The sequence below is a fragment of the Deinococcus peraridilitoris DSM 19664 genome, from assembly GCF_000317835.1.
In the GTDB taxonomy this organism is placed as follows: Bacteria; Deinococcota; Deinococci; order Deinococcales; family Deinococcaceae; genus Deinococcus_A; species Deinococcus_A peraridilitoris.
In genome coordinates, this window is the sequence record NC_019793.1 from 598,018 (window position 1) to 622,217 (window position 24,200).

Sequence of the window (24,200 nt, forward strand, 5' to 3'; positions counted from 1 at the left end):
GTTCCGAAGCGTTCTCGAACTCATCGGGAAACCAGCTTCGTCCTGAGCAGCAGTTCCCCGACGGCACTCGTGTGCGCCGGCACCCGTCCAGGGAAAGAACGTCATCCAGCGACGCCAAACTCAGTGGCTTCTCAGCAGGACACTTGCCGGAAGCGCGCTTGCAGGAAGGAATACAACGCGAGGGCCATAAAGCCCAGCGCGACACCGCTCAGCACCCAGGTGCCCAGCGGTGGCTGTCCCAGCACCGTCAAGGCTTTGGCGACGCCGCCCGCTTCTTGTGGATCGTGCCACCAGGCAGCTTGAATGAGCAGCACCCCAATGGTACTGAACACCACGCTGCGCGCCAGCAGGCCGAATTGTCCCAACAGACGCAAGGCGGTGATGTCACGCACCTTGAGCGCTGAAAGATCGAGGAATTCCAGGAACATGCCCGTCCACGCCACGACCAGTTGGTTGATGGCCACTCCCAGGGCCACCAGGCCAGCCAGGATCACCAGCCACGGACCGAACGGTGGTTCGAGCAGCGTTGCTGTCCAGCTTCGGATGGGCGCTTCGGAAGTGGCGCCCCCACCGTTCCACGCCACCCGCAGCACAAACCACGCGAGTCCCAGGTACACCGCGGCGTTGAGCAGGCACGCCAGACGCCGCACCCAGGCGAGGACACTGGTGCCTTGCCCGTCCGGGTCAAGCACCGCGCGCACCAGCAGCCACAACGCGTAGCCGCCGAGACCTATCGTCAGGCCACTCAGCAACAGCCGCCCGAACGGTTCTTCGACCAGCTGTGCCAGCGCGCCATGCACACTCTGCGCCCGCGTTGCGCGGGCGGCCGCCCGCACCGTGTAGACACCGAGCGTCAGGAACACCAACCCTTTGGCGAGGTACCCCAGCCGGGCGAGCGGCACCAGCCACGGTTGCGCGCATCTCACCTGCTGCCGGAGTCGCCTTTTCAGGGCCATGCCGTCCACGCTACCGAACGCCGTCGTGATCGAGGTGGGTGGTCAACCAACCTGCCTTCAGCTGCCCCGAGGAGTGTGGCCAGATCGCCAGATCGACCGCGCTCTTCCCGCTGATTCGCAGAGCGGAACCACCGAACGATCCGATCTCCTGCCACCCTTAGTACGTCACGCTTCCCCGCCCGGATCGTACACTCCACCAACGACCGCGCCGCACGCCCTCAAATGACCCCACGGTACTCTCCGATTCATGGCGCCGCACGAGAATCCTCCTCAGGCACGGCGGGCAGCGTGAACTGCACCCGCGTGCCCTGCTCCTCCCTCGGCTCCAGCCAGATGCGGCCCTGATACAGCTCCACGATCCGCTGACTCGCCGCCAGCCGATTCCTGACTCCTCATACGCCCCACGGGCATGCAGGCGCTGAAACATCCCGAACACCCGCTCGGCGTACTCAGGCGCTACCCCGATCCCATTGTCCTCCACCACGAAGTGCCACGCTGGCCCTCGGGGCGTGCGGCGACCCGCACCTCTGGCGTCACGGGCAATATCTGCGACAGAATCCAGGCCAAAATTCCGAACACGAAGACCATGGCGAACAGAATGCTCTGCCTGCGCTCGCGTGGGCTGGGTTTCGGGCGGGCTGACATGAGCAGAGCAATGAGCGCGATGCTGAATAACCCGCGCTTGAGAATGCCGCCGCATGCCCTAGACGGACACCGGGCACCATTCTCGCTGGGCCGTATGGCGCCACTCAGCCTGGAACAGTCCGAGGAACTCACCGAGGGCTTGAGGCCACCTGGACTGATTTGCGAGCAGCATGTTTCGAACCAGCCGTGCGGGTCGAACCACGAGCGACCTCGCTCAACCTGGACTTTTTCTGGTCGTGGCGAACGCAGCTGGATTTCCCCGAGCGGCTTACCAGGCATGCTCTTGAACTGCAAGCCCTCAGCTCGAAGCGCCCTCCACGTTGATTGGGTGCGCTAGTGTACCCGAAAGCACACCAGGGTACAGGCCAGGATATTGAGCGCTCGGGGAATCAATGTGGCGGGTTGATTGTGCTGATGGGCAAGTGTTGGTGTAGGCAGGTTCTTGACCGACCTGTAAAAGTGGCACAACCGTGACACAACGCCGAAGGATCTAGGCGGGATCAGGAGGGTTGCAGAGAGCAGCAGAATCACAGAAAGCGTGTCTGGGAGGGCGTCAGTGATCTCAGGAGTTCTATGGAGTGAATGTAGAGAATCAACTTTTAATCAGCGGGTCGTAGGTTCGAGCCCTACGCAACCCACCAAACAAGAACCCCGTTTCGAACGGGGTTCCTCTGTTTTGATCATGGCAGAACTTCCCTGCTCCTCCAGGCGTCCTGCCGGATTCAGGGACAACGCCTCAACACGAGTTAAAGACAACACCAATCAAAGACCAACCTCAAAACCGAGTGCATCTGTCAGGCTCGTCATGTGGGCAAGAATGACGCGCGCGTCGTAGATCTGTTTGCCGATGCATTATGGCTTTCACGCGTGACCCGGAATAAACATTCCATCGAGCAGTGGTACGAGCTTTGGGAGATCCTCAAACAGACGCCCACGGAGGAGCAGCCTGTGCTGATCCCCGCAGTGGAGGAACTGATTCGCAAAACCGATCGACGCCGGACTCCACGCTCCGAGTAGAGCGTGGAGTCCGGCGCGAATCAGACTTCGTTAGCGGGTGACGACACCCGAATGGGAAAGCAGCTCGAGTTTGCCCTGAACATCCTGCTTGAGGGCCAGGTAATCGCGGTGAAAGAGGCGCAGCCCTTCGATGAGCTTCTCGCCGGCCATCTGGTTCTCCACGAGGGCCCAATGGAAGACCGCTTCGGTGATGGCCTCCTGCTTCGCACTGGCCGTTCCTTCGGGCATGAGCTGCCGCTCCAGCACGCCCTGATCCTGATCGAGTTCAGCGAGCAGGGCCGGGCTGACCGTCAGGCGATCACAGCCGGCCAGCGCTTCGACCTGCGCGGCGCTGCGAAACGAGGCGCCCATGACCACCGTCTGATAACCCTGCTCCTTGAAGTGCCGGTAGATGCGCTTCACACTCTGCACGCCAGGGTCTTCATCGACCGGGTACGACTCGCGCCCCTCGGTTTTCTTGTACCAGTCGGTGATACGCCCCACAAAAGGCGAGATCAGAAAGGCACCGGCCTGCGCGCAGGCGACGGCCTGCTCCAGTCCGAAGACCAGTGTCAGATTGCAGCGAATACCCTCGCGTTCCAGCACCTCAGCGGCGCGAATTCCTTCCCAGGTCGCGGCAAGTTTGATCAGAATGCGTTCCTTGCCTACCCCCTGCTGCTGGTAGAGCGAGATCAAAAAGCGCGCCTTGTCGATCATGGCGTCCGTGTCAAAGGAAAGCATCGCGTCCACTTCGGTCGACACGTCACCTGGAACGAGCCTCGTCAGCTCCACGCCAAAACGCACCGCCAGCCGGTCGAGGATCACTTCGGTCGTGTCACCTGCCTGGGCGGCCTGTTCGATCACGTCACGGACGAGTCCGGCGGATTCCGGCTGCTGTGCGGCCTTCAGGATTAGCGAGGGATTGGTGGTGCAGTCGCGGGGGCGGAATCTGGAAATGGCGCCCAGATCTCCGGTGTCCGCCACCACCACCGACAATTGGCGCAGTTGCTCCAGTTTACTTGACATGCTCGGCCTCCCTTGGGGCGACGCGCTTCAAAAGGTGGCGCGACGTGAATGGGTTTTATGACGACGGTACGGATCAGACAGCGTCGAAGAACACTCGCGGATTCTCCGAAAGCATGCCGAGTGCACCTCTGCCCGTCAAGTCTGACCGGCGTTGCGTCCCATGAACGGACGGTCCGTTCATGTCTGCCATCATGACCCATCCCGGCAACCGACACTGTTCAGCGCTCCCGGCGACGGTCAGTCAGGTCCACCTGCAAGCACTACACCACCGCTGCCTGACATGACCCACGAACCAGAGGGCGGCCCTGCACACGCAGGCGACGCACACCAAGACAGACGGCCGCATGGGCTCAGCCGCACAAGCGGGGCACAACGCCCGCCACCACCGACCACCCGGGCGCGTCAGAAGTTGGCGACCTGGTCTTCTCCGAGAGCGCTTCCCAGCATCACGGGTTTGAGCTGCCTGCCGACCTGCCGCACCACGCCCTCTGGCGGTGTGATCGACTGCTGCTCCGCCGGACGGAAAAGGTCACGCCGTTCGTGCAGATACCCGTGCAGCAGCACATCGAATTCCACCAGCCCACCGGACTGCAGGTATTGCTGCTCGCACGCGGTAGAGTTTCGTCCGGTCAACTGAACGCACAGGTCCTGCAGGACGTCATGAATGCGGCGCTCATCGCGTGGAGAGGCAGACAATAGGCTTTTCATCAGTTCATAAGTGTCATTGCAAAGCTCTTCGAGCCACATGCTTCAGGCTAGCGGGGAGTCTTGCAGAACACCTATTAGGCGCCCATAACCGGACCTAGAGCCAGCATTCAATTCTGACGGGGGCGTCAGCGGGCCCAGGCTGACCGTCGAGACGCCTCAGGACTACCCGCTTGGGAAGTGCGCCTGTGACGGGAAACGCAGGCCGGATGTCGTACCCGACATCGGGGTGGCCGGGCAGGGAGCGCGTTCGACACCGCGCGGCTATGGTCCGCGTGGCTTGCGGGTATACAACCAGAGCTGATAGGCATTCCACAAAAACATCACGCTGCAAAGCGCAAAGAACGGCCAGTTCTCCTGCCTCGCCGTCGAGATGGCGAGCACCCCCCACAGCGCGGCCAGCAACATGGTGATCCAAACCCGCCACTGCGGAACATCAGGCCTCACGTGCGTACCGCCTCATGCCCGATACCTTAGCAGACCTTGCCGTGCCCGCATCTGACGGAGCCCTGAGGTGACCGTTGCGTGAAGAGCCTTGCCACCTGCCGCTCAAGACGATTTTCTAGCCTGAGCCCAGGAGGATCGACATGAGCGACGAGAAGACTCCGGCAGCGACCGGCCACGGCAGCCACGGCGAACAGGAGGGCCAGCTCACCGGTTCCGGCGTGGCAGACAGCGCTTCAGACGGTGGAGAAGCATCAAGCTTCAATTCGCGCAAGGGTGGCGGCGGCCCGGTGGGCGCGGACATCGGTGGTCAGGGAGGAACGGGAGCCAGTGGCAACGCCCTGCCTGAAGAAGGTCCTGCGCGACCCAGTCAAAAAGACGAGTGACGCTGGGCACCATTTTGTGTTTGCGCTAGGGTAACGGCATGCCTTCTGAAGACACCCAAGCGAGTGCTGCCGACGCGCTTTACGCCAAAAAGCTGGGCCTGGCCATTCTCAGCGTGCTGCAGGACAAGGGCGTCCTCAGCAGCACGGACGTGAACACCATTCTGCTCGCCGTAAACCGCTCGGTTCAGCAAAGCGCCAAACCCAGCGAAACGGGCGCGTCCGTACCACAAATCGACATGGAGCTTTGACGTCGGAATCACCCCGGGGGCTTCATGGTGTTGAAGCACCGGATTAAACATTGCCGTCTAGCCTACCGGTATGACGCCTTTTCACGACCGCACTGACGCCGGGCGGCGACTTGCGTTGAAACTGGAACACCTGCGCGGCGCGCCAGGTCTGCTGGTGCTGGGTCTGCCGCGTGGGGGAGTCCCGGTGGCGTTCGAGGTGGCCGTGCACCTCGGGGCACCCCTGGACGTCATGGTGGTTCGCAAACTGGGCGCGCCGGGACACGAGGAGTACGCGGTGGGCGCGATCGGACCGGGGGGCGTGCGGGTGGTACAGCAAGACGCCCTGCGCTTCCTGCGGGTCTCCGAAGCAGCCCTGCAAAGCGTGACCGAGCGCGAAAGCCGCGAACTGCTGCGCCGCCAAGCCGTGTACCGCTCTGGCAGGGGACCACTGCAACTCGCAGAGCGCACGGTCGTGCTGGTCGATGACGGGCTGGCCACCGGCTCGACCATGTACGCCGCCATCGAGGCCACGAGAAAGGCGGGCCCCCGGCGGCTGGTGGTCGCGGTGCCCGTAGGAGCGGGTGATACCTGCCGGGAACTGTCGCGGGTCGTGGATGAGGTGGTCTGTCTGTCGCAACCCGAGCCGTTTCACGCCGTCGGGCTGTGGTACCGGAATTTCGACCAGACCAGCGATGAGCAGGTGATGGCGCTGCTCGCCCACGCACCTGACGGCACAGTGCCAGGAAATGACAGTACAAGAACATGACGGTGCCGGAAAACGGAGGTCAATATGACGGCAAATGACACCCTGAGTCTTGTTCGCGCCGTGGCGCGTCCGCTGTACGGCGGCTCAGATGATTACGGTGACCTGCTTGAAGCCATCGGAGACGCCCGCTTCGTGTTGGTCGGCGAAGCGTCGCACGGGACCCACGAGTTTTACCGTGAACGGGCGCGTATCACCCGGCGCCTGATCGAGGAGCGCGGCTTCACGGCGGTGCTGGTCGAAGCAGACTGGCCTGACGCCTACCGCGTGAACCGCTATGTGCGCGCTCCGGCCCTGGAAGGAGAGAGCGAGAGCAGCGACGGCAGCGCCCTGGACGCCCTGGGTGACTTTCAGCGTTTCCCGCAGTGGATGTGGCGCAACGAAGACGTTTTACATTTCGTGGAGTGGCTGCGTGAGCACAACACGCGTCACGCGCAGCAGGGGAGCGTGGGTTTTTACGGAATGGACCTGTACAGCCTGCACCGCTCCATGGAAGCGGTGGTGCAGTACCTCGACCGCGTGGATCCGGAGGCTGCGCGCCGTGCCCGTGAGCGCTACGCCTGCTTTGAGGATTTCGGGCACGAAGGCCAGACGTACGGCCTGTACACCAGCCACGGCAGCGAACCCTGCGAGGGCGCAGCGGTGGCGCAGCTGGTGGAGTTGCAGCGCCGCGAGCCGGAACTGACCGCCGCAGGCGCACTGGCGCACGACGAGCACTTTTATGCCGAGCAGAACGCCCGGCTCGCCCAGAACGCCGAAGGGTACTACCGGGCCATGTACCGGGGGCGCAATGAATCATGGAATCTGCGTGACACCCACATGGCCGATACCCTCGATGCCCTGGCCGAACACCTCGAAAGCCAGGGGCAACGCGCGCGGATCGTGGTGTGGGCGCACAACTCGCACCTGGGCGACGCGCGGGCGACCCAGATGGGACGCGGCGGTGAACTGAACGTCGGGCAACTTGTACGCGAGCGGCACCCGGGCGAGGTCTACAACATCGGCTTCAGCACCTACACGGGCACGGTCATGGCCGCAGACGACTGGGGCGAGCGCCCCAAACGCAAACGGGTCCGGCCCGGTTTGCGCGGCAGCTACGAGGAGTTACTGCACGAAGTCGCCGCGCACCTGCCCAGTCCCAACTTCTGGGTGAATCTGCGCGACACCAACAGTGGCACGCAAGTCCTGCGTGAAGAGCGGTTGCAGCGCGCGATCGGGGTGATCTACCGGCCGGAAACCGAACGCTGGAGCCACTATTTTCACGCCAGCCTGCCCGAGCAGTTTGACGCGATTCTGCACTTTGATGAAACGGACGCGGTCGTGCCCCTGGACGCCCCACGCGCGAACCGTGACGAAGAGGCGCTGCCCGACACCTTCCCCACCGGACAGTGAGCCAGGAGAATCGCCCGCCAGCCGTACTGTCTGCCTGGCGGGCGATTCTCAGGCAGCCACTTCACCGGTCATGGCGGTCGCGCGGCGCACACGGCCAACTGGCCAATGAGCGTCCCGCTCCGTCAAACCCCGCCGGAGGCACTCAGCCGTCTTCGTTATCCGGTTCGGTGAACCCGGACAGCTGGGTCTGATGCAGTCTGCCGATCAGCTCAGTGGGCGTTTCGTTGTTTTCAGCTGAAGATGCCTCCGGCGCCTCCGGTGCATTTTCGGGCAGGGTGGTCAGCACCACCTCGCTTTCATCTGGCGTGTCCTGAGGGCGGCTCTGGTCGTCGTTCATGTTCTCCCCTGTGTTCCTGCGGTTCTGGCAGCTGTGCATTCAGCGGGAATACCGGTCACTGGTCTTCAAGTTCACCGGTGGGTGCCGTGCCCGCCATGTCCGTGTCGGCGTTCAGGGTGCCGGGCATTCCACCCATTCCGCCTGTCCGGCCTCCCGTACGCGCCGAGTCGAGCGTGGTGCCGCGGTCGCTGCCCTGGGTGGAACTGCCGCCCTGACGATCGAGGTCGGTGGCGTCCGAAGCGGGATTGGCGTTTTTCTGGGCATCGGTCATGAGGTTGCTCCTTTGGGACTTTCCTGTATTGTTTGCCCTTCCGGCCAGCAGAGCTTGAGAAGGTGCGCAAGACGCTTTGGCCGTCGTGTCATGCGCTGGCCAAGCACAACGTCAGTGTGGGCATGGGCGCGCTAGGGTGTAGAAGGTGCGGGAGATGAAGTGGTGGCTGACGCTGGGCGCAGGCATGTTGTTCGCCCTGAGCGCTTACCTTTCGCTGGGACACAGCGTTCGCGTGCCGTATGACCTGGTGGTATACGGTGGCACGCCGCAAGGTGTTACGGCGGCCGCAGCTGGCGCCCGGGAAGGCCTCAACGTGTTGCTGATCGAGCCGGGCGGCACGCTGGGCGGAGTACTGACCAAAAGCTGGCTCGCCACACTCGATCTCACGTATGACGCCGAAGGAGAGCCCCTGTACGGCGGACTGTTCCGGCCGTTCTTCCGCAAACTTCAGCATGACGTGTCCTTCGATGTGGCGAAGGCAGCCCGGGCGCATCGTGAAATGCTGCGTGATGCGGGCGTACACCTGAAGCTGAATACTGCCGTACGGCAGTTCAGGCAGGACGGTCCGCTGCTCAGCACCTTGATCCTCGCAGGAGGGCACGGTAACCATGCCGTGCAGGCCCGGTACGTCATTGACGCCACGGACACGGCCGAACTGGCGGCGCAGACAGGTGCGCGTTTCACGCTGGGGCGTCAGGACACCGGCCTGGATGACCGGCAGATGGCCGCGACCCTGGTCTTTCGCCTGGAAGGTGTGACGTGGTCAGCACTGGCCGAACAGCTCGCCCTGGAGGGGCAGGTGCTCGGGAACCGTGCGCAGGTGCACGGCCGCAGTGGTCGTGGTCTTGGCAACGTCACGCAGGATTACGTGCCCAGTGATCCTGAGCGCTTCTATTTACGTGGCCTCAATGTTGCCCGCCAAGATGACACAAGCCTGCTGGTCAATGGTCTGCTGATCTTCGGCGTGGACGGCACGAATGCCGATTCACTGAAGCGGGCCCACGAGGACGCCCGGCACGAAGCCGAGCGTGTCACGTTCTTCCTGCGGCGCGCTTTACCGCAGGTATTTGGCGGCGCTGTCCTGCGAGGCGTGGCGCCCGAGTTGTACGTGCGTGAAAGCCGCCATCTTCTGGGCCGCTACCGCCTGAAAGCCGACGACGTCCTGTACGGTCGGCGTTTCCCGGACGGTGCCGCGCTTGGCGGGTACGCTCTCGACGGACAGATGTATCTGCCGGGTGAAGCAGCCTACGGGCTGGGGCGACCGGCGCCGTATCAGGTGCCCTTACGCGCGCTGTTGCCTCAGCACGGGCCGACGAACTTGCTGGTGGTATCACAGGCGGCTTCGTTCGACAGTGCCGCCGCCTTTTCCGCACGGGTGGCGCCGCTGCAAATGGCGCTCGGACAGGCGGCTGCCTTGAGTGTCGTGCTCGCCAGGCAGGAGCGCGTGGCACTTCCCGCCCTGGTAGAGCACGAACGTAGCCTGGCACGGTACAACAAGCTTCTGACGCTTCGCGGAGTACGGCTCGAGGCGCCCGGCCCTCGCGGAAACGAAGAAGACGCCAAGCACGAGTCCTTTCCCACGGCGCGAGCGCTGTTGCAACGAGGCCTGTTCGGCGCGCCTGGCAGTACGCCGGGCGACCTGCGCCTCGATGACCCCATCACGGCGCGGGCGTTCCTGAACAGCCTCCAGCATCTGATGGCGGCAACTCCCGTTTCCGGCCAGGAGAACGGCTCTCATCGTGAGCTGTTTTCGTCATGGCGTGCACGTGTGGGCGCGCATCCCCTCGACAAGCTCAGCCACGCACAGGCCCGAGAGATCCTCGTCAGCATCGGGCGGCCTTCGGCATACCTGAATTCCTCTGAAGAACTGCTCCTGCGGGGTGAGTCCGCCGAAGTCTTGTGGGCGCTGTTTCAAACCCGCTGATGGCTTGAGCATGCCGGGCGGCAGCGTCGGAGAAAGCCTGAGCGGACAGATGATTGGGAGGGCAGCTGCAATCGGTCGGCGCGTATGTGTTCAATCCAACTCGATCAGGAACCAGCGGTACCTGGCAAGTCCTCAGGGCAGAACGACCCAACGTGGTCGTTCTGCCCTGAGGACTCATGCTGCGTGTTGGCTGCGCTCGCTGTTCTTACTTGCCAAGCCCTTGCAGGAGGCGCTGAGCTTCCTGGAGGTGCTGCTGAATGCTCGGCAGCATCTGGCTGGTGAAGGTTGCAATGAGGCGCCTGGGATCGTTGTTCTGATTTTGATTGGCGTTGCCCGTCGTGCCACCCGTCGCTCCGGTACCGCCCGTGGTGCCACCGGTCGCGCCGGTTCCGCCCGTGGTGCCACCCGCCGTGCCGGTGCCGCCGGTTCCCGTGGTTCCGGTCGTGCCGCCAGTCGTGCCAGTTCCACCCGTACCACCGGTTCCAGCTGTACCACCAGTGGTGCCACCCGTCGTGCCGGTAGTTCCGCCCGTCGTGCCACCGGTCGCACCAGTTCCGCCAGTCGTGCCGGTGGTGCCACCGGTTCCCGTGGTTCCACCGGTGGTACCAGTTCCCATGGTGCCACCGCCCGTGGTACCGGTTCCTGTCGTGCCGCCTGTACCACCGGTACCACCCGTCGTGCCACCCGTTGTACCACCGCTTTGTTGGCCGCCCCCGGTATTGCAGTTATTGACGCCGGAACCCGACTGACCACCGGAGTTGCCGCTACTGAACAGCGTTCCATCGCAATAGCGCTTGTAGAGATCTACCGTCTCACGGTGGGCGGCGACCTGTTGCGTCATGTAAGCAGCGTCAAACGCCGTACCGGTCAGACGGCTGAGGGTGTTGATGTTCTGCAGCTGCTGGGTATTCGGCTGTTGCGGCAGCCGCCCGCCGAATTGCCGGGCAAGCGCGGTAAGCTGCTGCGAGGACCGCTGATGCTCGCGGATCATCCGTTGCGCGTACTGAACGACTGCCTGATTCTTGGAGTTTCGTACAGCAAGCTGCGAAGAACGAATTTCGTACTGGTCACTGCGTGCGGCCTTGTCCAGGAAGCAGATCTGGTTGTTGTCGAGACCACGTAGCGTTTGCGCGCCGCTGGCCGCACCGCCCGTCGTGCCCCCAGCTCCCGTGGTCCCAGTACCACCAGTGGTGCCACCGGTCGCGCCGGTACCTGTTCCCGTCGTGCCGCCCGTGGTGCCACCGGTTCCAGCTGTACCACCAGTGGTGCCACCGGTCGCTCCGGTACCGCCCGTCGTGCCACCGGTCGTGCCAGTTCCGCCCGTGGTGCCACCCGCCGTGCCGGTACCGCCGGTTCCCGTGGTTCCGGTCGTGCCGCCGGTCGTGCCAGTTCCACCCGTCGTGCCACCCGCCGTGCCGGTACCGCCGGTTCCCGTGGTTCCGGTCGTGCCGCCGGTCGTGCCGCCTGTCGCCCCGGCACCACCTGCCGTGCCGCCAGTAGCCTGACCAGTCGCCACGAGGCAAGAGATTTCCGGCATATTGCCACCCTGTTGGTTACCAGACTGGTTCTGTTGATTATTTTGTTGTGCAGTTGCAGAAAAACCAAGGGCGAGCATTGAGGTAAGTGTTAAGCACGTCAGGGTATATTTCATGTTGGCTCCCTACATAACAGAAAAGAATGGTATGCTTGCAGTTTAGCACTGCATCCACAAATAAACGGTGTCCAACTGTCTATCAGAGACTCCTATGATATCCTCGGCGACCTCCTTAATACACAAACTGGCACTCGACATGTATCTCCTTTTGTCTATCTCGCACGGGTGTTTGTCTTTGGCGAAGCGCATAAATTACGCTTCATCCGTTTACCAGAGCAGCGTTCAGTTCGTTAAAGCCGAGCCAATGTTCGCCCCTGCGCACTTGGGCCCTTTTGAATTTGCCGTCTCCTCGCAGCCATACGCAGGCAGGCGAAGTCGGTGTGCAGGCCGTCCGCGTCCGATACGTCCTCTCCTGCTCCGTCAGCTCTCCGGCTCCGTCAGGGTTCAGCCTGGCCCGAGTGCACCTGTGGTGCCCCTACAATGCGCATGATGCGTTCACTGCTGCGCGCCGCCCAGTTGGCCCTGACCTTTCTGACGACCCTGCCCTTGCCGCAGCTTCGGTCCGTACAGCCCGACGAATTCCGCCGGGCAAGCAGTTTCTATCCGCTTGCGGGGTACGTCGTGGGCGCGTTCGTGGCCCTCACCCTCTGGGGAGCGCAAGGCCTCGGCCTTCCAGCAGGGGTGGGGGCGGCGCTGGCGCTGGCGGTATGGCTGGGCGTCACCGGCATGCTGCACTTCGACGGGCTGGTCGACTGCGGTGACGCGCTGCTGGTGATGAAATCTCCGGCACGGCGCCTGGAAATTCTGCGTGACGTGCACGTCGGGGCGTTTGGCCTTGCCACCGGCGTCACCGCCCTGCTGCTCAAGTGGAGCCTGCTCGCCGCCGTGTCCGGTCCGCTGTACGTGGTGGTCGCGGCTGTCGTGGCGCGACTGGTCGTGCTCGCGCCCATGCATTTCTTTCCAGCTGCCCGGCCGGGGTCGCTGGGTGCGAGCGCACGACAGGGCTGGTGGCCCCTCGCCCTGGTGTTGACCCTGCCGGTACTGCTGCTGCCGCAGGCCTGGCTGGGCCTGCTTGCCGCACTCGCCATGGCCGTGCTGGTCGGCCGCTTCGCCGCCGCGCGTCTGGGGGGAGGCCTGAACGGTGACGCCTATGGGGCGGTCATCGAAACTGCCGAGATCGCTGCACTGCTCGCACTGGTGGCCTCGCGTGCCTGAACGGCAATGGCCTGAGCGGGAGTGGCTAGAACTGTGGCTGGTACGCCACGGAACGAGCGCCCCCAACACCGAACGGCGGTATCCCGCTCCAAACGAGGACGCGCCGCTCAGCACGGAAGGCCGCTCGCAGATGCGCGCCCTGGCCCCGCTCCTGCCGCCGGGTGAGGCATGGGTTTCTCCCGCGCGCCGCACACGGGAAAGCGCCGTGCTCTCGGGCTTTCCGCAGGCGCATGAAACGAATGCACTGCGTGAAGCGCACTTCGGCGTGATGGCCGGCCAGACCTGGGCCGCGCTCGAAACGAACTTTGGCGAGGCGCCGCGCCGCTGGATCGAGGCCCTGTCCTGCCCGGACGCCGACGACGGCCCACCCGGTGGTGAAACGGGGCGCGCTTTTCACGCCCGGCTGCAGGGCTGGCTCGATGAACTGCCCGAGCACGGCGTCGTGCTGGCCTTTACCCACGCGGGTCCAGTGCGGGCGGTCTTGCAGCTCACCTTGCCGCTCGGCGCGCTGGAAATCTGGCCGGGCCGCGCGGCAGTGCTCCGACGGGCCGCCGGAGCGTGGTGGCTGGTCGGTCTGAACTGGCCCCCACCAGCTCCACGCTTGAACGCTGAGTGAAGGTTTCCGGCGCGCCAGCGAGAGGCAGGCAAGGCTATAATCACGCCGCGTGCCCTGCCCGTGCCGGCACCGGATTTGCAACGCTTTGCTGGACAGCTGCTGGGTATTCCTGCCTTGCTCCTTCCCGCCATGCGGGTTCAGGAAAGGAACATTGACCTTGGGTCTCATTGTCATTTCGAACCGCGAGCCGTACGCGCCTCGCAAATCCGAGAGCGGCGACATTCAGTGGGTACCATCGATTGGTGGACTGACCGCTGCCCTCGATCCGGCCCTGCAGCACGCCGGGGGCACCTGGATTGCCTGGGGCGAGGAACACCCCCACATTGGCAGCGTGGAGCTGCCCACCGAACGTCCACGGTACCGACTGGAACGCCTCAAGCTCAGCGAAGCCGAGGTCCGTGATTTTTACTACGGCTTCTCGAACCGGGCCCTGTGGCCCATGAGTCACTACTTCATCGGGCGCGCGCGTTACCTGCGCTCCTCCTGGAGCGCCTATCAGGCCGTCAACCGCCGTTTCGCACAAGCGGCGGTGCAGCGCTATCAGGAAGGCGACCTGATCTGGGTGCACGACTACCAGCTGGCGCTGGTCCCGAAGATGATTCGCGAGGCGCTGCCAAACGCCAGGATCGGCTTTTTCTGGCACATTCCGTGGCCGTCCTCCGAAGTCTTCCGGACCCTGCCCTGGGACCGTGAGGTGCTGGAGGGCATGCTGGGCGCCGACCTGATCGGCATGCACACCGAGGACTACGTGCGTCACTTCCGCTCGGGCTGCGCAATCGCACTGGGCGCCGAGACCACGCCGCAAGGCGTGCGTCATGCCGGGCGGCTCTCGCGGGTGGTGTCCCGTCCCATCGGCATCGAGACCGAGGTGTTCGAGTCCATTGCCAGTTCGCCCGAGGTAGAAGCGGCTTCAGAGCGTATCCGGCAGGGGCTGCAGACCATGATGCTGCTCGGGGTGGACCGCCTCGACTACACCAAGGGCATTCCCGAGCGTCTGGAAGCCTTCGACGCGTTCCTGGACGCCTACCCCGATTTCAAGCGGCAAGTGACCATGGTGCAGGTGGCCGTACCCAGCCGCGAGCGCGTCGAGTCCTACCGGCAGCTGCGCGTTCAGGTGGAAGGACTGGTAGGGCGCATCAACGGCAAACACGCCGAGAGTGGCTGGTCGCCGATTCACTACATCTACCGGGGCCTGTCGCGCGAAGAGCTGATCGCGCATTACCGCGCGGCCGACGTCATGCTGGTCACGCCGTTGCGCGACGGCCTGAACCTCGTCGCCAAGGAGTTCGTGGCGAGCTCACGCGACGGCGCGCTGATTCTGTCGAAGTTCGCCGGCGCATCGTCCGAGATGCCCGAGGCCATCCACGTCAATCCGTACGACCACGACGGCCTGGCGCAGCAATTGATGCAGGCCATGCGCATGCCGCTCGACGAAAAGAAGGCGCGCCTGCATCAGCTGCGTTCGCGTCTGAAGCAAAGCAACCTGCGCGCCTGGAGCGAAAATTTTCTTTCGGAGCTGGCGGCCACATGACCCTGCCGGAAGCGCTCGTTCGTCTGGCAGACTGGCCGCTGCTGATTCTGTGCGATTACGACGGCACGCTGGCGCCCATCGTCGCCCGCCCGGAGGACGCCCGGCCCGAGGAGGGCGCCCGAGCAGCCCTGCAACGGCTGCTGCATCACCCCCGCCATGAGGTGGCCGTCATCACTGGGCGCAGTGTGGCGGCAGCTCAGGGATTTCTGAATACGTCTGACCTGACCGTGATCGGCCTGCACGGCATGGAATGGCCCGGCGAGCCCCCCCCGAGGGCTGACCGGGAGGCGCTGAGCCAGATCAGCCGTCAGCTGCAGCCGCTGATCGACCGTGAGGGTGTGTTCGCCAACCTGCCCGGTTTGCGCCTGGAGGACAAGGGCTGGACGATGGCGGTGCATTACCGCAATGCCCCAGCAGAACTTCACGCGGCCATCGAGGACTTCCTGACCGGCGTAAATCTGCCCCCAGGCTGGGAAACGGTCGAGGGCAAGAAAGTGCACGAGTTTCGCCCGGGCGGTTTCGGCAAGGGCCGCGCGGCCCTCACGTTGGCACGGCGCTTTCCAGAACACCACCCGGTATTTCTGGGTGACGATGTCACGGACGAGGAGGCGTTTGCTGCGGTGCTGGCGTTGGATGGCACGGCCGTCAAGGTCGGCGAGGGCGAAACGCTCGCGCCGCATCGCCTGGACAGTCCGGCCTGGGCGGTAGCGCTGCTGGAGCATTGGGCCGGTCAAGAGGCCTGAGCTTCGCGTGGCGCGAACGCTCTGCTGCTCTGCTAGCCTGACCTGATGAGCGACCTCGAAGCGCGTTTCCACGACCTCCTTTCCCAGATCGTGCCGGTGGATTCGGCCGCCGCTGAGCGCGCCCGCGCCCGGCAGGACCAGCTCACCAAACCTCCTGGCGCGCTTGGGGCGCTCGAGGATCTGTCCGTGCGGCTGGCAGCTGTTTTTGGCAGCGAGCGGCCCACGCCCGAGCGCGCCGCGGTGATCGTCTGCGCCGGCGATCACGGCGTCACCGACGAGGGCGTCAGCGCGTTTCCGGCCAGCGTGACTCCCGCGATGGTCGCCAACTTTCTGATGGACACCCCCAGCGGTCCGGGAGGCGCCGCGGTGAACGCCTTGTCGCGCAGTATCGGCGCGCGGGTATACGTGCTTGACGTGGGCGTGAACGCCGCGCTGCCCGAATCGCCGCGCCTGATCGCTGCCAAGGTGCGCTCCGGCACACGAAACCTGCGCCGGGAAGCCGCGATGACGCGCGAGGAGACTCTGCAGGCCGTCTTTGCGGGCGTGCGGGCCGCCGAACAAGCGATCGCGGACGGCGCCGACCTGCTGGTGGCCGGTGAAATGGGCATCGGCAACACCACGCCCGCTGCCGCCGTGACGGCGCGTCTGCTGGCGCTCGATCCGGCCGACGTCACGGGGCGGGGCACCGGCGTGGACAACGCACAGCTCGACCACAAGATCACGGTGATCCGCGACGCGCTGGCCCGTCAGGCGAGCGCGCCGACTGACCCGCTGGGCGTGCTCGCCGACCTGGGCGGACTGGAGCTGGCCGCCATGCTGGGCGTCATGCTTGCTGGAGCGCGCGCCCGCAGGGCCGTAATTCTCGATGGGTTTGTCGAGGGCGCTGCCGCCCTCATCGCGGTACAACTGCAGGCGCGCGTGCGTGATTACCTGTTTCCGGCGGGTCTGTGCGCCGAGCGTGGACACGGCGCGCAACTCGCTTATCTGGGCTTCTCACCGCTCTTTGACCTGTCGCTCCGGCTGGGCGAGGGCACGGGCGGCGTGCTGGCCGTACCGCTGTTTCGCGCCGCCGCCGCGTCCCTGCGCGAGATGCTGACCTTTCAGGAAGCCGGCCTGCTGGGGGACTGACTCCCGCTCGATCTGGCTCCCCGCTTAGCGAGTGGACGGGCCGCTGATGGCCTCGGCGCGATAGTGAGTTGGCACTGTACTCGGGGCGTTCTGGGCCTTCAAGACAGTGCCGATCACCCGGGTATCCTTGGTCCGCTTCGGGCAATCTGGCTGAATGTGCAAGATGAAGGGTGGTGCCTGGCACGGGCTCCTCTTGGCCGTCATACGGCGGCATGACTTGCGGTGGACACGATACACTGGCGAGCGCAGTATTTGATCCGCACGGTCAGACCGTTCCCTGTATAAATTTTTCTCATACCCATATGGGAAAAACAGCAGATTCACAAAGTAGAATGAAGAACAGGTGAACAGGACGCTCCAGGTGAGCCGCTTGTTCACGGAACGTCTTTTTTCTGTCTGAGGTCGAGCATGGCAGCGCACCGTATCTTGTTGGTCGAGGACAACGAACTGGACATCGAACTCGCCCAGCTGGTGTTTCAGGAGCGCGGTCTCGACGGGCAGGTGGCCGTCGCCCGTGACGGTCAGGAGGCGCTCGATTACCTGCGCCGTCGGGGAGTCTTCGAGTCCCGTCCCGAAGGCCATCCTGCGCTGGTGCTGCTCGACCTCAACATGCCGCGGGTCAGCGGCTTTCAGGTGCTGAGCTCGGTCAAAAATGATCCCGACCTGCGGCACGTGCCCATCGTGGTGTTCTCGACTTCCAAGGTCGACCGCACCGCGTGCGAGGAGCTGGGCGCCGATGACTACGTTCCCAAACCCAGCAGTTTCGAAGCTTTTCTCTCGACGATGCAGGATCTGACCAACACGTGGCTTGATCACCTGAGCGCCTGAACGCGGCGTGCCCCCGCAGCGCAGGGTAGGCTGGGCTATGCCTGATCTCGCCGAAATTCTGTGGGACACCTGGGGTGTCCCGCACGTATTTGCCCGAAGTGAAGAAGCGGCATTTCGCGCTTTTGGCTGGGCACAGATGCACGCGCATGGCGACCTTCTGCTCAGGCTTTACGGCCTCGCCCGAGGCCGGGGCGCTGAGTACTGGGGGGAGAAATACCTCGCCAGCGACCGCCTGATTCGCCAGATGGGCGTTGCGCAGCGCGCTCCCGTCTGGCTGGCCGCGCAGGAGCGCGAGATGCATGCCAACATCACCGCGTTCGTGAACGGCGTCAATGCCTATGCCGAAGGGCATGCCGACGCCCTTGCCCCGGACACACGCGCCGTGCTGCCCGTCACGCCCGACGACGTCTTCGCGCACATCCAGCGGGTTTACCTGGTGTACCTCACGCTGGGCGGACAACGCCCCGCGGGTGAGCCTTACAACGACATCCTACCGTACAGCACCCTGCTTCCCGACGCGCCGGCCATGGGTACCGGTGTCGCGGGGTCCAACGCCTGGGCCGTCGGCGGGTCGCGCAGCGAGAGCGGCCACGGCCTGTTGCTGGCCAATCCTCACCTGTACTGGGGTGACGCCCATACCTTCTTCGAAGCGCACCTGAACATCTCGCAGAACGGCCAGCCGGACCTGAACCTGTACGGCGTCGCACAGGTCGGCTGGCCAGTATTGCGCTACGGTTTCAACGAACACCTGGGTTGGGCCCATACGGTCAATACCCTCAAGGGCTGGGACGCGTTCGCCCTGACGCCGAACGGGGACGGCTACCTGCTGGACGGTGAGAAACGCGCCTTTACCGTCCGTCACGAGACGCTTTTGGTGCGGGCGCCCGACGGCGCCCTGCGGACGGAGCACCTGAAGGTGCTTGAAAGCGAACACGGCCCGGTGGTGACCGAGCAGGACGGCCGACCCGTGGCCGTGCGCTGCGTGGGCCTTGATGTTGCGCCCATTCCCGGCATTTTCGCCCAGTACTGGGCGATGGCGCAGGCGCGCGACCACGGCGAATTCGAACGCGCCCTCGCGCGCCATCAGAACGCCATGTTCAACGTCCTGTACGCCGACACGGACGGCCACGCGGCGTACTACTTCACCGGACTCGTACCGCGGCGAGCGGGCGGCCACTGGAGCGACTGGGCGGGCACCCTGAGTGGCGATCGCCGCGAACTCATCTGGCATGAGGTCCACGACTTCAGCGAACTGCCCCGCCTGGTCGATCCACCCTCCGGCTGGCTGCAGAATGCCAACAACCCGCCCTGGCTCGCCACCTTGCCGCCGGCGCTGGATCCGGCGGCGTTTCCTGGATACCTGTCACCGCAAATGGTAACTCCGCGCGAGCAGCGCTCGATCCGGATGCTGCGCTCACTGGAGCGGCCCACCTTGGAGGACCTGATGGCCTGCGTGAACGATACACGCTCGGAGACCGCGGAGCGTCTCGTCCCTCCCCTGCTGGAGGCGGCAGAACGGTCCGGGAGCGAACTCGCCCGCCAGGCAGCCGGCGTGCTGGCAGGCTGGGACCATCGATTCGATTCTGCCAGCGCCCAGGCCCACCTCTTTTCACGCTGGCTGGTGGGCCTGGGCGCCAACCGGACGCTCTCGAACGTGACCCGCGAGCCCTGGCAGGAAAGCGAGCCTCTCGATACCCCACGCGGGCTGGCCGACGAAGGCGCTGCCCTGAGCGCGCTGGAGCAGGCCGCTTCGGCCCTGCTGCAGGAATACGGCAGCCTCGAGCGGCCCTGGGGAACGCTGACTCACGCCCGACGGGGCGAGTACAGCGTGCCCGGCCACGGCCACCTCGATCCGTTTGGCGTGTTCCGGGTTTCTGGCTTTCAGCCCGCGGCAGAAGGAATGTTCGACATGGCCTTTGGCACGACCTACATTGCCGCCATCGAATTCTCGCGTCCGGTCCGGGCGCGGGTGCTGCTCGCCTACGGCAACAGTTCGCAGCCGAATTCACCGCACGTGGGTGACCAGCTCCCACTCTTTGCGCGTGGAGAACTGCGCCCCGCCTGGCTGACACGCCCGGAAGTGGAAGCACACCTCGCCAGGCGCGACGAGGTGTGCAGCATAGACGGTTGAGCGAAGCAAAACCGTCTATGCGAGGCGACGTGGGAGAGCAATGGGGTTTTTCGTTGCTCAGGTTCCCAGGGCTTGGCGGGTCTCAGTCTGTACCGCGCTGGCCGACAGCCACCGAGGAATCCGCCGCCACCTTGGCGCCGGGGTCGAAGCGAGACAGGAACGGTGCCAGCGGCTCGTCGAGACGCGCGAGCAACGGTCCCAGAATGGCCGTAAGCAACACGTACACGGCCGCGAGTGGCCCGATGCCCTGCGCAATGCCCGCAGACACACCCAGACCGGCGATCAGGATGCTGAATTCTCCCCGCGCAACGAGCGACGCCCCGGCCCGAAAACGGCCCCGGGACCGCGCGCCCAGTCGAGCCGCGCCATACCAGCCGGTCAGGAGTTTGGTGAACGTGGTGACGACGGCCAGGATCACGGCCGGAAGAATCACGTCCGGAACGGAGCTGAGGTCCAGTTGCAACCCGAAGAAGATGAAGAAGATGGCAGCGAACAGATCACGCAAGGGCTCGATCAACGGCCGGGTGCGGTGTGCGACATCGCCGGAAAGCGCGATGCCGACCAGAAACGCACCGATGGCCGCACTGACTTTCAGCAGGTCTGCGAGTCCGGCGATCAGCAGCACCAGCCCGAACACACTCAGCAGCAGGGTTTCTTTCGACCCTACGTTGAGCAGGCGACTGAACGCCGGGCCGAACCGCATCGCCGCGTAAAACGTCACGCCGAACGCCAGCAGCGCCACCATGAGGCTCACGCCCGTGGCGAGCAATCCACCACCGACCAGCAACGCCGCTACGACCGGCAGGTAGAAGGCCATGGCAATGTCCTCCAGTACGCACACGGCCAGCACAATCGGTGTCTCGCGGTTGCCAAGGCGGCCCAGGTCGGTCAGCACTTTCGAGGCGATCCCCGACGAACTCAGGTACGTCACACCACCGAGCAGAATCGCGCCCAGCGGGGTGAAGCCGAGCACGAACCCGGCCAGCAGACCCGGGCTGAAATTCAACAGCAGATCCACCACACCGACGCCCGAGTTCGACCGCAAGTTGGATTTGAGCTCCGCGGATGTGTACTCCAGACCCAGCACGAACAACAGCAGAACTGCGCCGATTTCCGCTCCGACGTGCACGAAATCCTCGGATTCGTTGCCCAGGTGAAACGTTGCACCCAACGCGAGGCCGGCCAGCAGGTACAGCGGTATGGGGGTGATACCGAATCGTCCGGCGGCGCGCCCGACGAAGGCGAGCGCCAGCGTGACGGCGCCCAGCTCCAGAAAAATACGACCGAGTTCCACGGAGGACCTCCTGGGGTTGGGTGAGAAGACTGGAAAACGACAGGTGATTCAGCGCAGCAGAAGTCGGAACATCAATACCAACGCCTTGCCTTACGAGCTTCCCAGGTGCCGTGATGCGGCGAGCACCCCGTCAGGCGTACCGACCAGCACCAGCGTATCGCCTGCCAGCAGCACGAACTGCGGATCTGGCGCGGGGTGCGCCTGACCATCGCGCATGACCGCGACAATCGACGTGCCGGTCCGCGAACGCAACTGCGCGTCGCCCATCGGGCAGCGCAGGAAACGTGACGTGGGCGGGAGGGGCACCCAGTCCATCGCGAGTCCTTCGATGTCCTGCGGCAGGGTCGCCAGACGGCGGGTGATGGTACTGCCGCCCAGCAGGTCCGCGACCGCTTCGGCTTCCTCTTCGGTCAGGGTGATGCTTTGCGCACAGGCGTCCGGGTCATCCTGGCGGGACACGAAAATTTCGCGGCGTCCATCACGGTGCGTGATGACACCGACGCGCTTGCCGTACTGGCTGGCAAAATCATGCCGGACACCTACTCCCGGCAGTTTGGTTTCCTCAAGGCGCACCATACTGCCAAGTGTAGCTCCGCCGGACCATTTGACCCCGAAATGAGTGCTTCGTCCAGGCGTTTACGAGCGCCTCGCGTGTCGTGGCGCACCAGACGAGAGGGCGCGGCACCGGCCCGAAATGAGCGCTCGGGTATCAGCAGCTGGGGTATCAGGAAAGCTCCTCCAGGGGGGGCGGATTTTTCGGCAGGGACTGCGCGATGCGGCGGCGCACTTCATCCACGTCGGCTTTACTTCCGAGAATCTGGATGCCGTCCCCCGCTTCGACGGTGGTGGCGCCTTTGGGAATCACGTACTCGCCATCACGGTGAATCAGGACAATCAGGGCGTCTTCCGGGAAACCCAGGTCGACGATGCGTTTGCCTTCCACGATGGAGTGGCGTGGCACGCGAATGTCAACCAGGTCGGTTTTCTCCGAGTCGAGCGATGCGTAGGAAAGCGGCGAAACCTGCGGCGTGACGAGATCCGTGTCGACCCGCAAAAGGCGCGCCACGAAAGGCAGGCTGGTGCCTTGAATCAGAATGCTGGTCAGCACGATAAAAAACGCGACGTTGAAGATGATCTGTGCACCCGGAACGCCGGCCAGCAACGGAAAGGTCGCCAGGATGATCGGAACGGCACCACGCAATCCCACCCAGGCGATCATGCTCTTGTGACGCTTTTTCATGGGAGAAAGCGCCAGGCTGAGGTAGATCGCCAGGGGCCGCGCGATGAACATCAGGATCAGCGAGAGCAGCATGGCCGGTCCGGCGACGCTCAGCAGTTGCTTCGGGAAGACCAGCAGACCGAGCAGCAGGAACATACCGATCTCGAACAGGTAGGTCAGGCCATCGTGAAAAAGCCGCAGCGAGCGCTTGTGGATGAAGTCACTGTTGCCGAGCACGACCGCGCCGATGTACACCGCCAGAAACCCACTGCCGCCCACCACGGCGGCACTGCCGTACATCAAGGCCATCAAGGAAATGGACAGCACCGAGTACAAGCCGTCGAACTTCAGGTTGATGTTGTTCAGCACGTGAACCGCAACCTGCCCGGCCACATAACCCACCGCGCCGCCGATCAGCATCTGCTGCAGGAACAGCGGAATGATGCTGTACCACGGCAAGGAAGGCTGCATGATCAGGCTGGTGAGGCCGATGACCAGGAACACGGCCATCGGATCGTTGGTGCCGGACTCGAATTCCAGGAGCGGCTTGATCTGCCCTTTCAGCCCGAGTGCCCGTTCGCGCAGCACGCTGAAGACCGCGCTGGCATCGGTCGATGACACGACCGCGCCGAGGAGCAGGCTGGTCAGCCAGGGCAGGTGAAGCAGGTGGTGCGCGGCGGCGCCCAGGACTCCCGCCGTGATGAACACCCCCAGCGTGGACAGCACCAGCCCTTTGGCGAGCACGGGTCTGGTGTCCTTCCAGCGGGTTTCCAGCCCCCCGGAGTAGAGAATCAGCACCAGGGTGATGATGCCGACCAGCTGCGTCAGTTCGTAATTTTCAAAAGGAATCCCGCCGAGTCCTTCGCTGCCGGCGAGCATACCGATCACCACGAACAGCAGCAGGGCTGGCACGCCAAGCCGCCCACCGAGCTTGCTGGCGAAGAGGCTCAGCAGAATCAGGGCGGCGCCAATCAGAATGGGAACGTCAAAAATGCTGCTGGAGGGCAAGAGTGTCCTCCTTCAAGGATCAGGGATGAGCGGTAGACAGACGGCGTGGCGGTTCAGGACCACCGTTCAGGAGCGAAAGAACCGACCCTGCGGTCGTGGAGCGCGCCACGGTCATCGTGGACGTGGGATGGAACTTGACTTCTGTGGTTTCAGCAGCGTCAGCTTGCCGGCAGGCGCCTGAAAGCAGGCGACCGAAGCGGACAGGCCGTGACCTGCGTCACCCACCGTCGAGCTGCCGAACGCCGGCGTACTGCTGCGAGCCAGGCGAGAAAGGCCGCCGAAGCGGCGTATTCTCCAGCCTACTGGAATCAGGATGGACGCTTTTGTGCCGGGCCCGACGAACGCGTCTTCGGGCGTCTTCTGCGGATTGGCCATTCAGTGAGGCTCTTCAACCTCTCCTGGCGAGGTGACCGACGAGGCGTGGCTTTGTGGGGGCTGGTCGCCGGATTCGGATAGCACGGGGCGGCGTGACCTTTCGTGCGGTTTGGCGTTGATGGAGACGGAAAGGTCTGCGGTGCTTTTCGGCGCCGATGATCGCCCCGCTGAACATCAGCATCGCTGTCGTGAGCAGCAAGGTCAAGCCGTGCCCCGTGCTGGCCGGTACGCCGAGGACACCCTGAAGCCAGACGGTGGGAGGCTGGATGACGTAGATGCTCCATCAGGGCCCGATCACCGGGACGTTGGGTAGGACGTTGGCGACCAGTGCGGAGACCAGGGAAACCTGTCCCTGTAACGCGATGTTGACGGGAACGTCAACGGCATCGAGACCATCTACAAATTCTTTCAGTCCGGCCAGTAGCCAAGAAATGGAGTGAACGGGG

24 protein-coding genes are annotated in these 24,200 nt (G+C 64.3%); 13 read left to right on the plus strand and 11 right to left on the minus strand.

From position 1 onward, the window contains the following. Positions 1 to 131: 131 nt before the first annotated feature. Positions 132 to 956, minus strand: a complete 825-nt coding sequence (locus tag DEIPE_RS02870) for a DUF1206 domain-containing protein (protein WP_015234489.1) — start codon at positions 954 to 956, stop codon at positions 132 to 134. 1,452 nt (positions 957 to 2,408) lie between these two features. Here DEIPE_RS02870 and DEIPE_RS02875 point away from each other — a divergent pair. Further along, entirely contained in the window at positions 2,409 to 2,618 is a 210-nt protein-coding gene (locus DEIPE_RS02875) for a hypothetical protein (RefSeq protein WP_015234490.1), read from the plus strand. A 30-nt stretch (positions 2,619 to 2,648) separates the two neighbouring features. Here DEIPE_RS02875 and tal read toward each other — a convergent pair whose 3' ends face one another. The 3 genes from tal to DEIPE_RS02890 form a co-directional block, all read right to left on the minus strand. Further along, complete coding sequence (gene tal, locus DEIPE_RS02880) at positions 2,649 to 3,623, minus strand: transaldolase (protein WP_015234491.1); 975 nt, start codon at positions 3,621 to 3,623, stop codon at positions 2,649 to 2,651. A gap of 402 nt (positions 3,624 to 4,025) precedes the next feature. Beyond that, positions 4,026 to 4,331, minus strand: a complete 306-nt coding sequence (locus DEIPE_RS02885; protein WP_157448744.1) for a hypothetical protein — start codon at positions 4,329 to 4,331, stop codon at positions 4,026 to 4,028. A gap of 261 nt (positions 4,332 to 4,592) precedes the next feature. After that, complete coding sequence (locus DEIPE_RS02890) at positions 4,593 to 4,775, minus strand: hypothetical protein (protein WP_041230660.1); 183 nt, start codon at positions 4,773 to 4,775, stop codon at positions 4,593 to 4,595. Positions 4,776 to 4,915: 140 nt separating this feature from the next. On the opposite strand from DEIPE_RS02890, the gene DEIPE_RS02895 reads away from it, so the two are divergent. The 4 genes from DEIPE_RS02895 (at position 4,916) to DEIPE_RS02910 (ending at position 7,540) form a co-directional block, all read left to right on the plus strand. Next, positions 4,916 to 5,158: a hypothetical protein gene (locus DEIPE_RS02895; RefSeq protein ID WP_015234494.1), complete on the plus strand. Its 243-nt coding sequence runs from the start codon at positions 4,916 to 4,918 to the stop codon at positions 5,156 to 5,158. 38 nt (positions 5,159 to 5,196) lie between these two features. Beyond that, positions 5,197 to 5,406: a hypothetical protein gene (locus DEIPE_RS02900; RefSeq protein WP_015234495.1), complete on the plus strand. Its 210-nt coding sequence runs from the start codon at positions 5,197 to 5,199 to the stop codon at positions 5,404 to 5,406. Between the two features lie 70 nt (positions 5,407 to 5,476). Beyond that, a complete protein-coding gene (locus tag DEIPE_RS02905) occupies positions 5,477 to 6,151 on the plus strand; it encodes a phosphoribosyltransferase (RefSeq protein WP_015234496.1) in 675 nt (224 codons plus the stop codon). 24 nt (positions 6,152 to 6,175) lie between these two features. Next, positions 6,176 to 7,540, plus strand: coding sequence for an erythromycin esterase family protein (locus DEIPE_RS02910; RefSeq protein ID WP_015234497.1), 1,365 nt, complete (start codon positions 6,176 to 6,178; stop codon positions 7,538 to 7,540). A 142-nt stretch (positions 7,541 to 7,682) separates the two neighbouring features. Here DEIPE_RS02910 and DEIPE_RS02915 read toward each other — a convergent pair whose 3' ends face one another. Further along, positions 7,683 to 7,877 carry a hypothetical protein gene (locus DEIPE_RS02915; protein ID WP_041230661.1) on the minus strand — a complete coding sequence of 65 codons (195 nt, stop codon included), beginning with the start codon at positions 7,875 to 7,877 and terminating at the stop codon, positions 7,683 to 7,685. Between the two features lie 55 nt (positions 7,878 to 7,932). Further along, entirely contained in the window at positions 7,933 to 8,148 is a 216-nt protein-coding gene (locus tag DEIPE_RS02920; protein ID WP_015234499.1) for a hypothetical protein, read from the minus strand. A 154-nt stretch (positions 8,149 to 8,302) separates the two neighbouring features. On the opposite strand from DEIPE_RS02920, the gene DEIPE_RS02925 reads away from it, so the two are divergent. Continuing rightward, the gene (locus DEIPE_RS02925) at positions 8,303 to 10,072 is read left to right on the plus strand and encodes an FAD-dependent oxidoreductase (protein WP_015234500.1); all 1,770 of its coding nucleotides are present in this window, start codon (positions 8,303 to 8,305) and stop codon (positions 10,070 to 10,072) included. 205 nt (positions 10,073 to 10,277) lie between these two features. On the opposite strand, the gene DEIPE_RS23740 is transcribed toward DEIPE_RS02925, so the two are convergent. Continuing rightward, positions 10,278 to 11,609 (minus strand): DUF4142 domain-containing protein, encoded by a 1,332-nt coding sequence (locus DEIPE_RS23740; protein WP_157448745.1) that lies wholly within the window; start codon positions 11,607 to 11,609, stop codon positions 10,278 to 10,280. Positions 11,610 to 12,146: 537 nt separating this feature from the next. Here DEIPE_RS23740 and DEIPE_RS02940 point away from each other — a divergent pair. The 7 genes from DEIPE_RS02940 (at position 12,147) to DEIPE_RS02970 (ending at position 19,858) form a co-directional block, all read left to right on the plus strand. Beyond that, positions 12,147 to 12,881, plus strand: a complete 735-nt coding sequence (locus DEIPE_RS02940) for an adenosylcobinamide-GDP ribazoletransferase (protein ID WP_015234503.1) — start codon at positions 12,147 to 12,149, stop codon at positions 12,879 to 12,881. Then, positions 12,874 to 13,497 (plus strand): histidine phosphatase family protein, encoded by a 624-nt coding sequence (locus DEIPE_RS02945; RefSeq protein ID WP_015234504.1) that lies wholly within the window; start codon positions 12,874 to 12,876, stop codon positions 13,495 to 13,497. Before DEIPE_RS02940 ends, DEIPE_RS02945 begins: the two co-directional genes overlap by 8 nt. A gap of 151 nt (positions 13,498 to 13,648) precedes the next feature. Then, positions 13,649 to 15,028, plus strand: a complete 1,380-nt coding sequence (locus DEIPE_RS02950; RefSeq protein ID WP_015234505.1) for an alpha,alpha-trehalose-phosphate synthase (UDP-forming) — start codon at positions 13,649 to 13,651, stop codon at positions 15,026 to 15,028. Beyond that, complete coding sequence (gene otsB / locus DEIPE_RS02955; RefSeq protein ID WP_015234506.1) at positions 15,025 to 15,771, plus strand: trehalose-phosphatase; 747 nt, start codon at positions 15,025 to 15,027, stop codon at positions 15,769 to 15,771. The genes DEIPE_RS02950 and otsB overlap by 4 nt, the downstream gene beginning before the upstream one ends. 45 nt (positions 15,772 to 15,816) lie before the next feature. Continuing rightward, positions 15,817 to 16,899, plus strand: a complete 1,083-nt coding sequence (gene cobT / locus DEIPE_RS02960) for a nicotinate-nucleotide--dimethylbenzimidazole phosphoribosyltransferase (protein WP_015234507.1) — start codon at positions 15,817 to 15,819, stop codon at positions 16,897 to 16,899. Between the two features lie 408 nt (positions 16,900 to 17,307). Then, the gene (locus tag DEIPE_RS02965; protein WP_015234508.1) at positions 17,308 to 17,727 is read left to right on the plus strand and encodes a response regulator; all 420 of its coding nucleotides are present in this window, start codon (positions 17,308 to 17,310) and stop codon (positions 17,725 to 17,727) included. 37 nt (positions 17,728 to 17,764) lie between these two features. After that, a complete protein-coding gene (locus tag DEIPE_RS02970; protein ID WP_052326615.1) occupies positions 17,765 to 19,858 on the plus strand; it encodes a penicillin acylase family protein in 2,094 nt (697 codons plus the stop codon). An 82-nt stretch (positions 19,859 to 19,940) separates the two neighbouring features. On the opposite strand, the gene DEIPE_RS02975 is transcribed toward DEIPE_RS02970, so the two are convergent. The 4 genes from DEIPE_RS02975 to DEIPE_RS02990 form a co-directional block, all read right to left on the minus strand. Next, on the minus strand, positions 19,941 to 21,152 hold the full coding sequence (locus tag DEIPE_RS02975; RefSeq protein ID WP_015234510.1) for a cation:proton antiporter: 1,212 nt from the start codon (positions 21,150 to 21,152) through the stop codon (positions 19,941 to 19,943). A gap of 90 nt (positions 21,153 to 21,242) precedes the next feature. Then, entirely contained in the window at positions 21,243 to 21,728 is a 486-nt protein-coding gene (locus DEIPE_RS02980; RefSeq protein ID WP_015234511.1) for a cation:proton antiporter regulatory subunit, read from the minus strand. A gap of 148 nt (positions 21,729 to 21,876) precedes the next feature. Next, the gene (locus tag DEIPE_RS02985; protein WP_015234512.1) at positions 21,877 to 23,379 is read right to left on the minus strand and encodes a potassium/proton antiporter; all 1,503 of its coding nucleotides are present in this window, start codon (positions 23,377 to 23,379) and stop codon (positions 21,877 to 21,879) included. Between the two features lie 111 nt (positions 23,380 to 23,490). Next, complete coding sequence (locus tag DEIPE_RS02990) at positions 23,491 to 23,754, minus strand: hypothetical protein (protein WP_041230663.1); 264 nt, start codon at positions 23,752 to 23,754, stop codon at positions 23,491 to 23,493. Positions 23,755 to 24,200 lie beyond the last annotated feature (446 nt).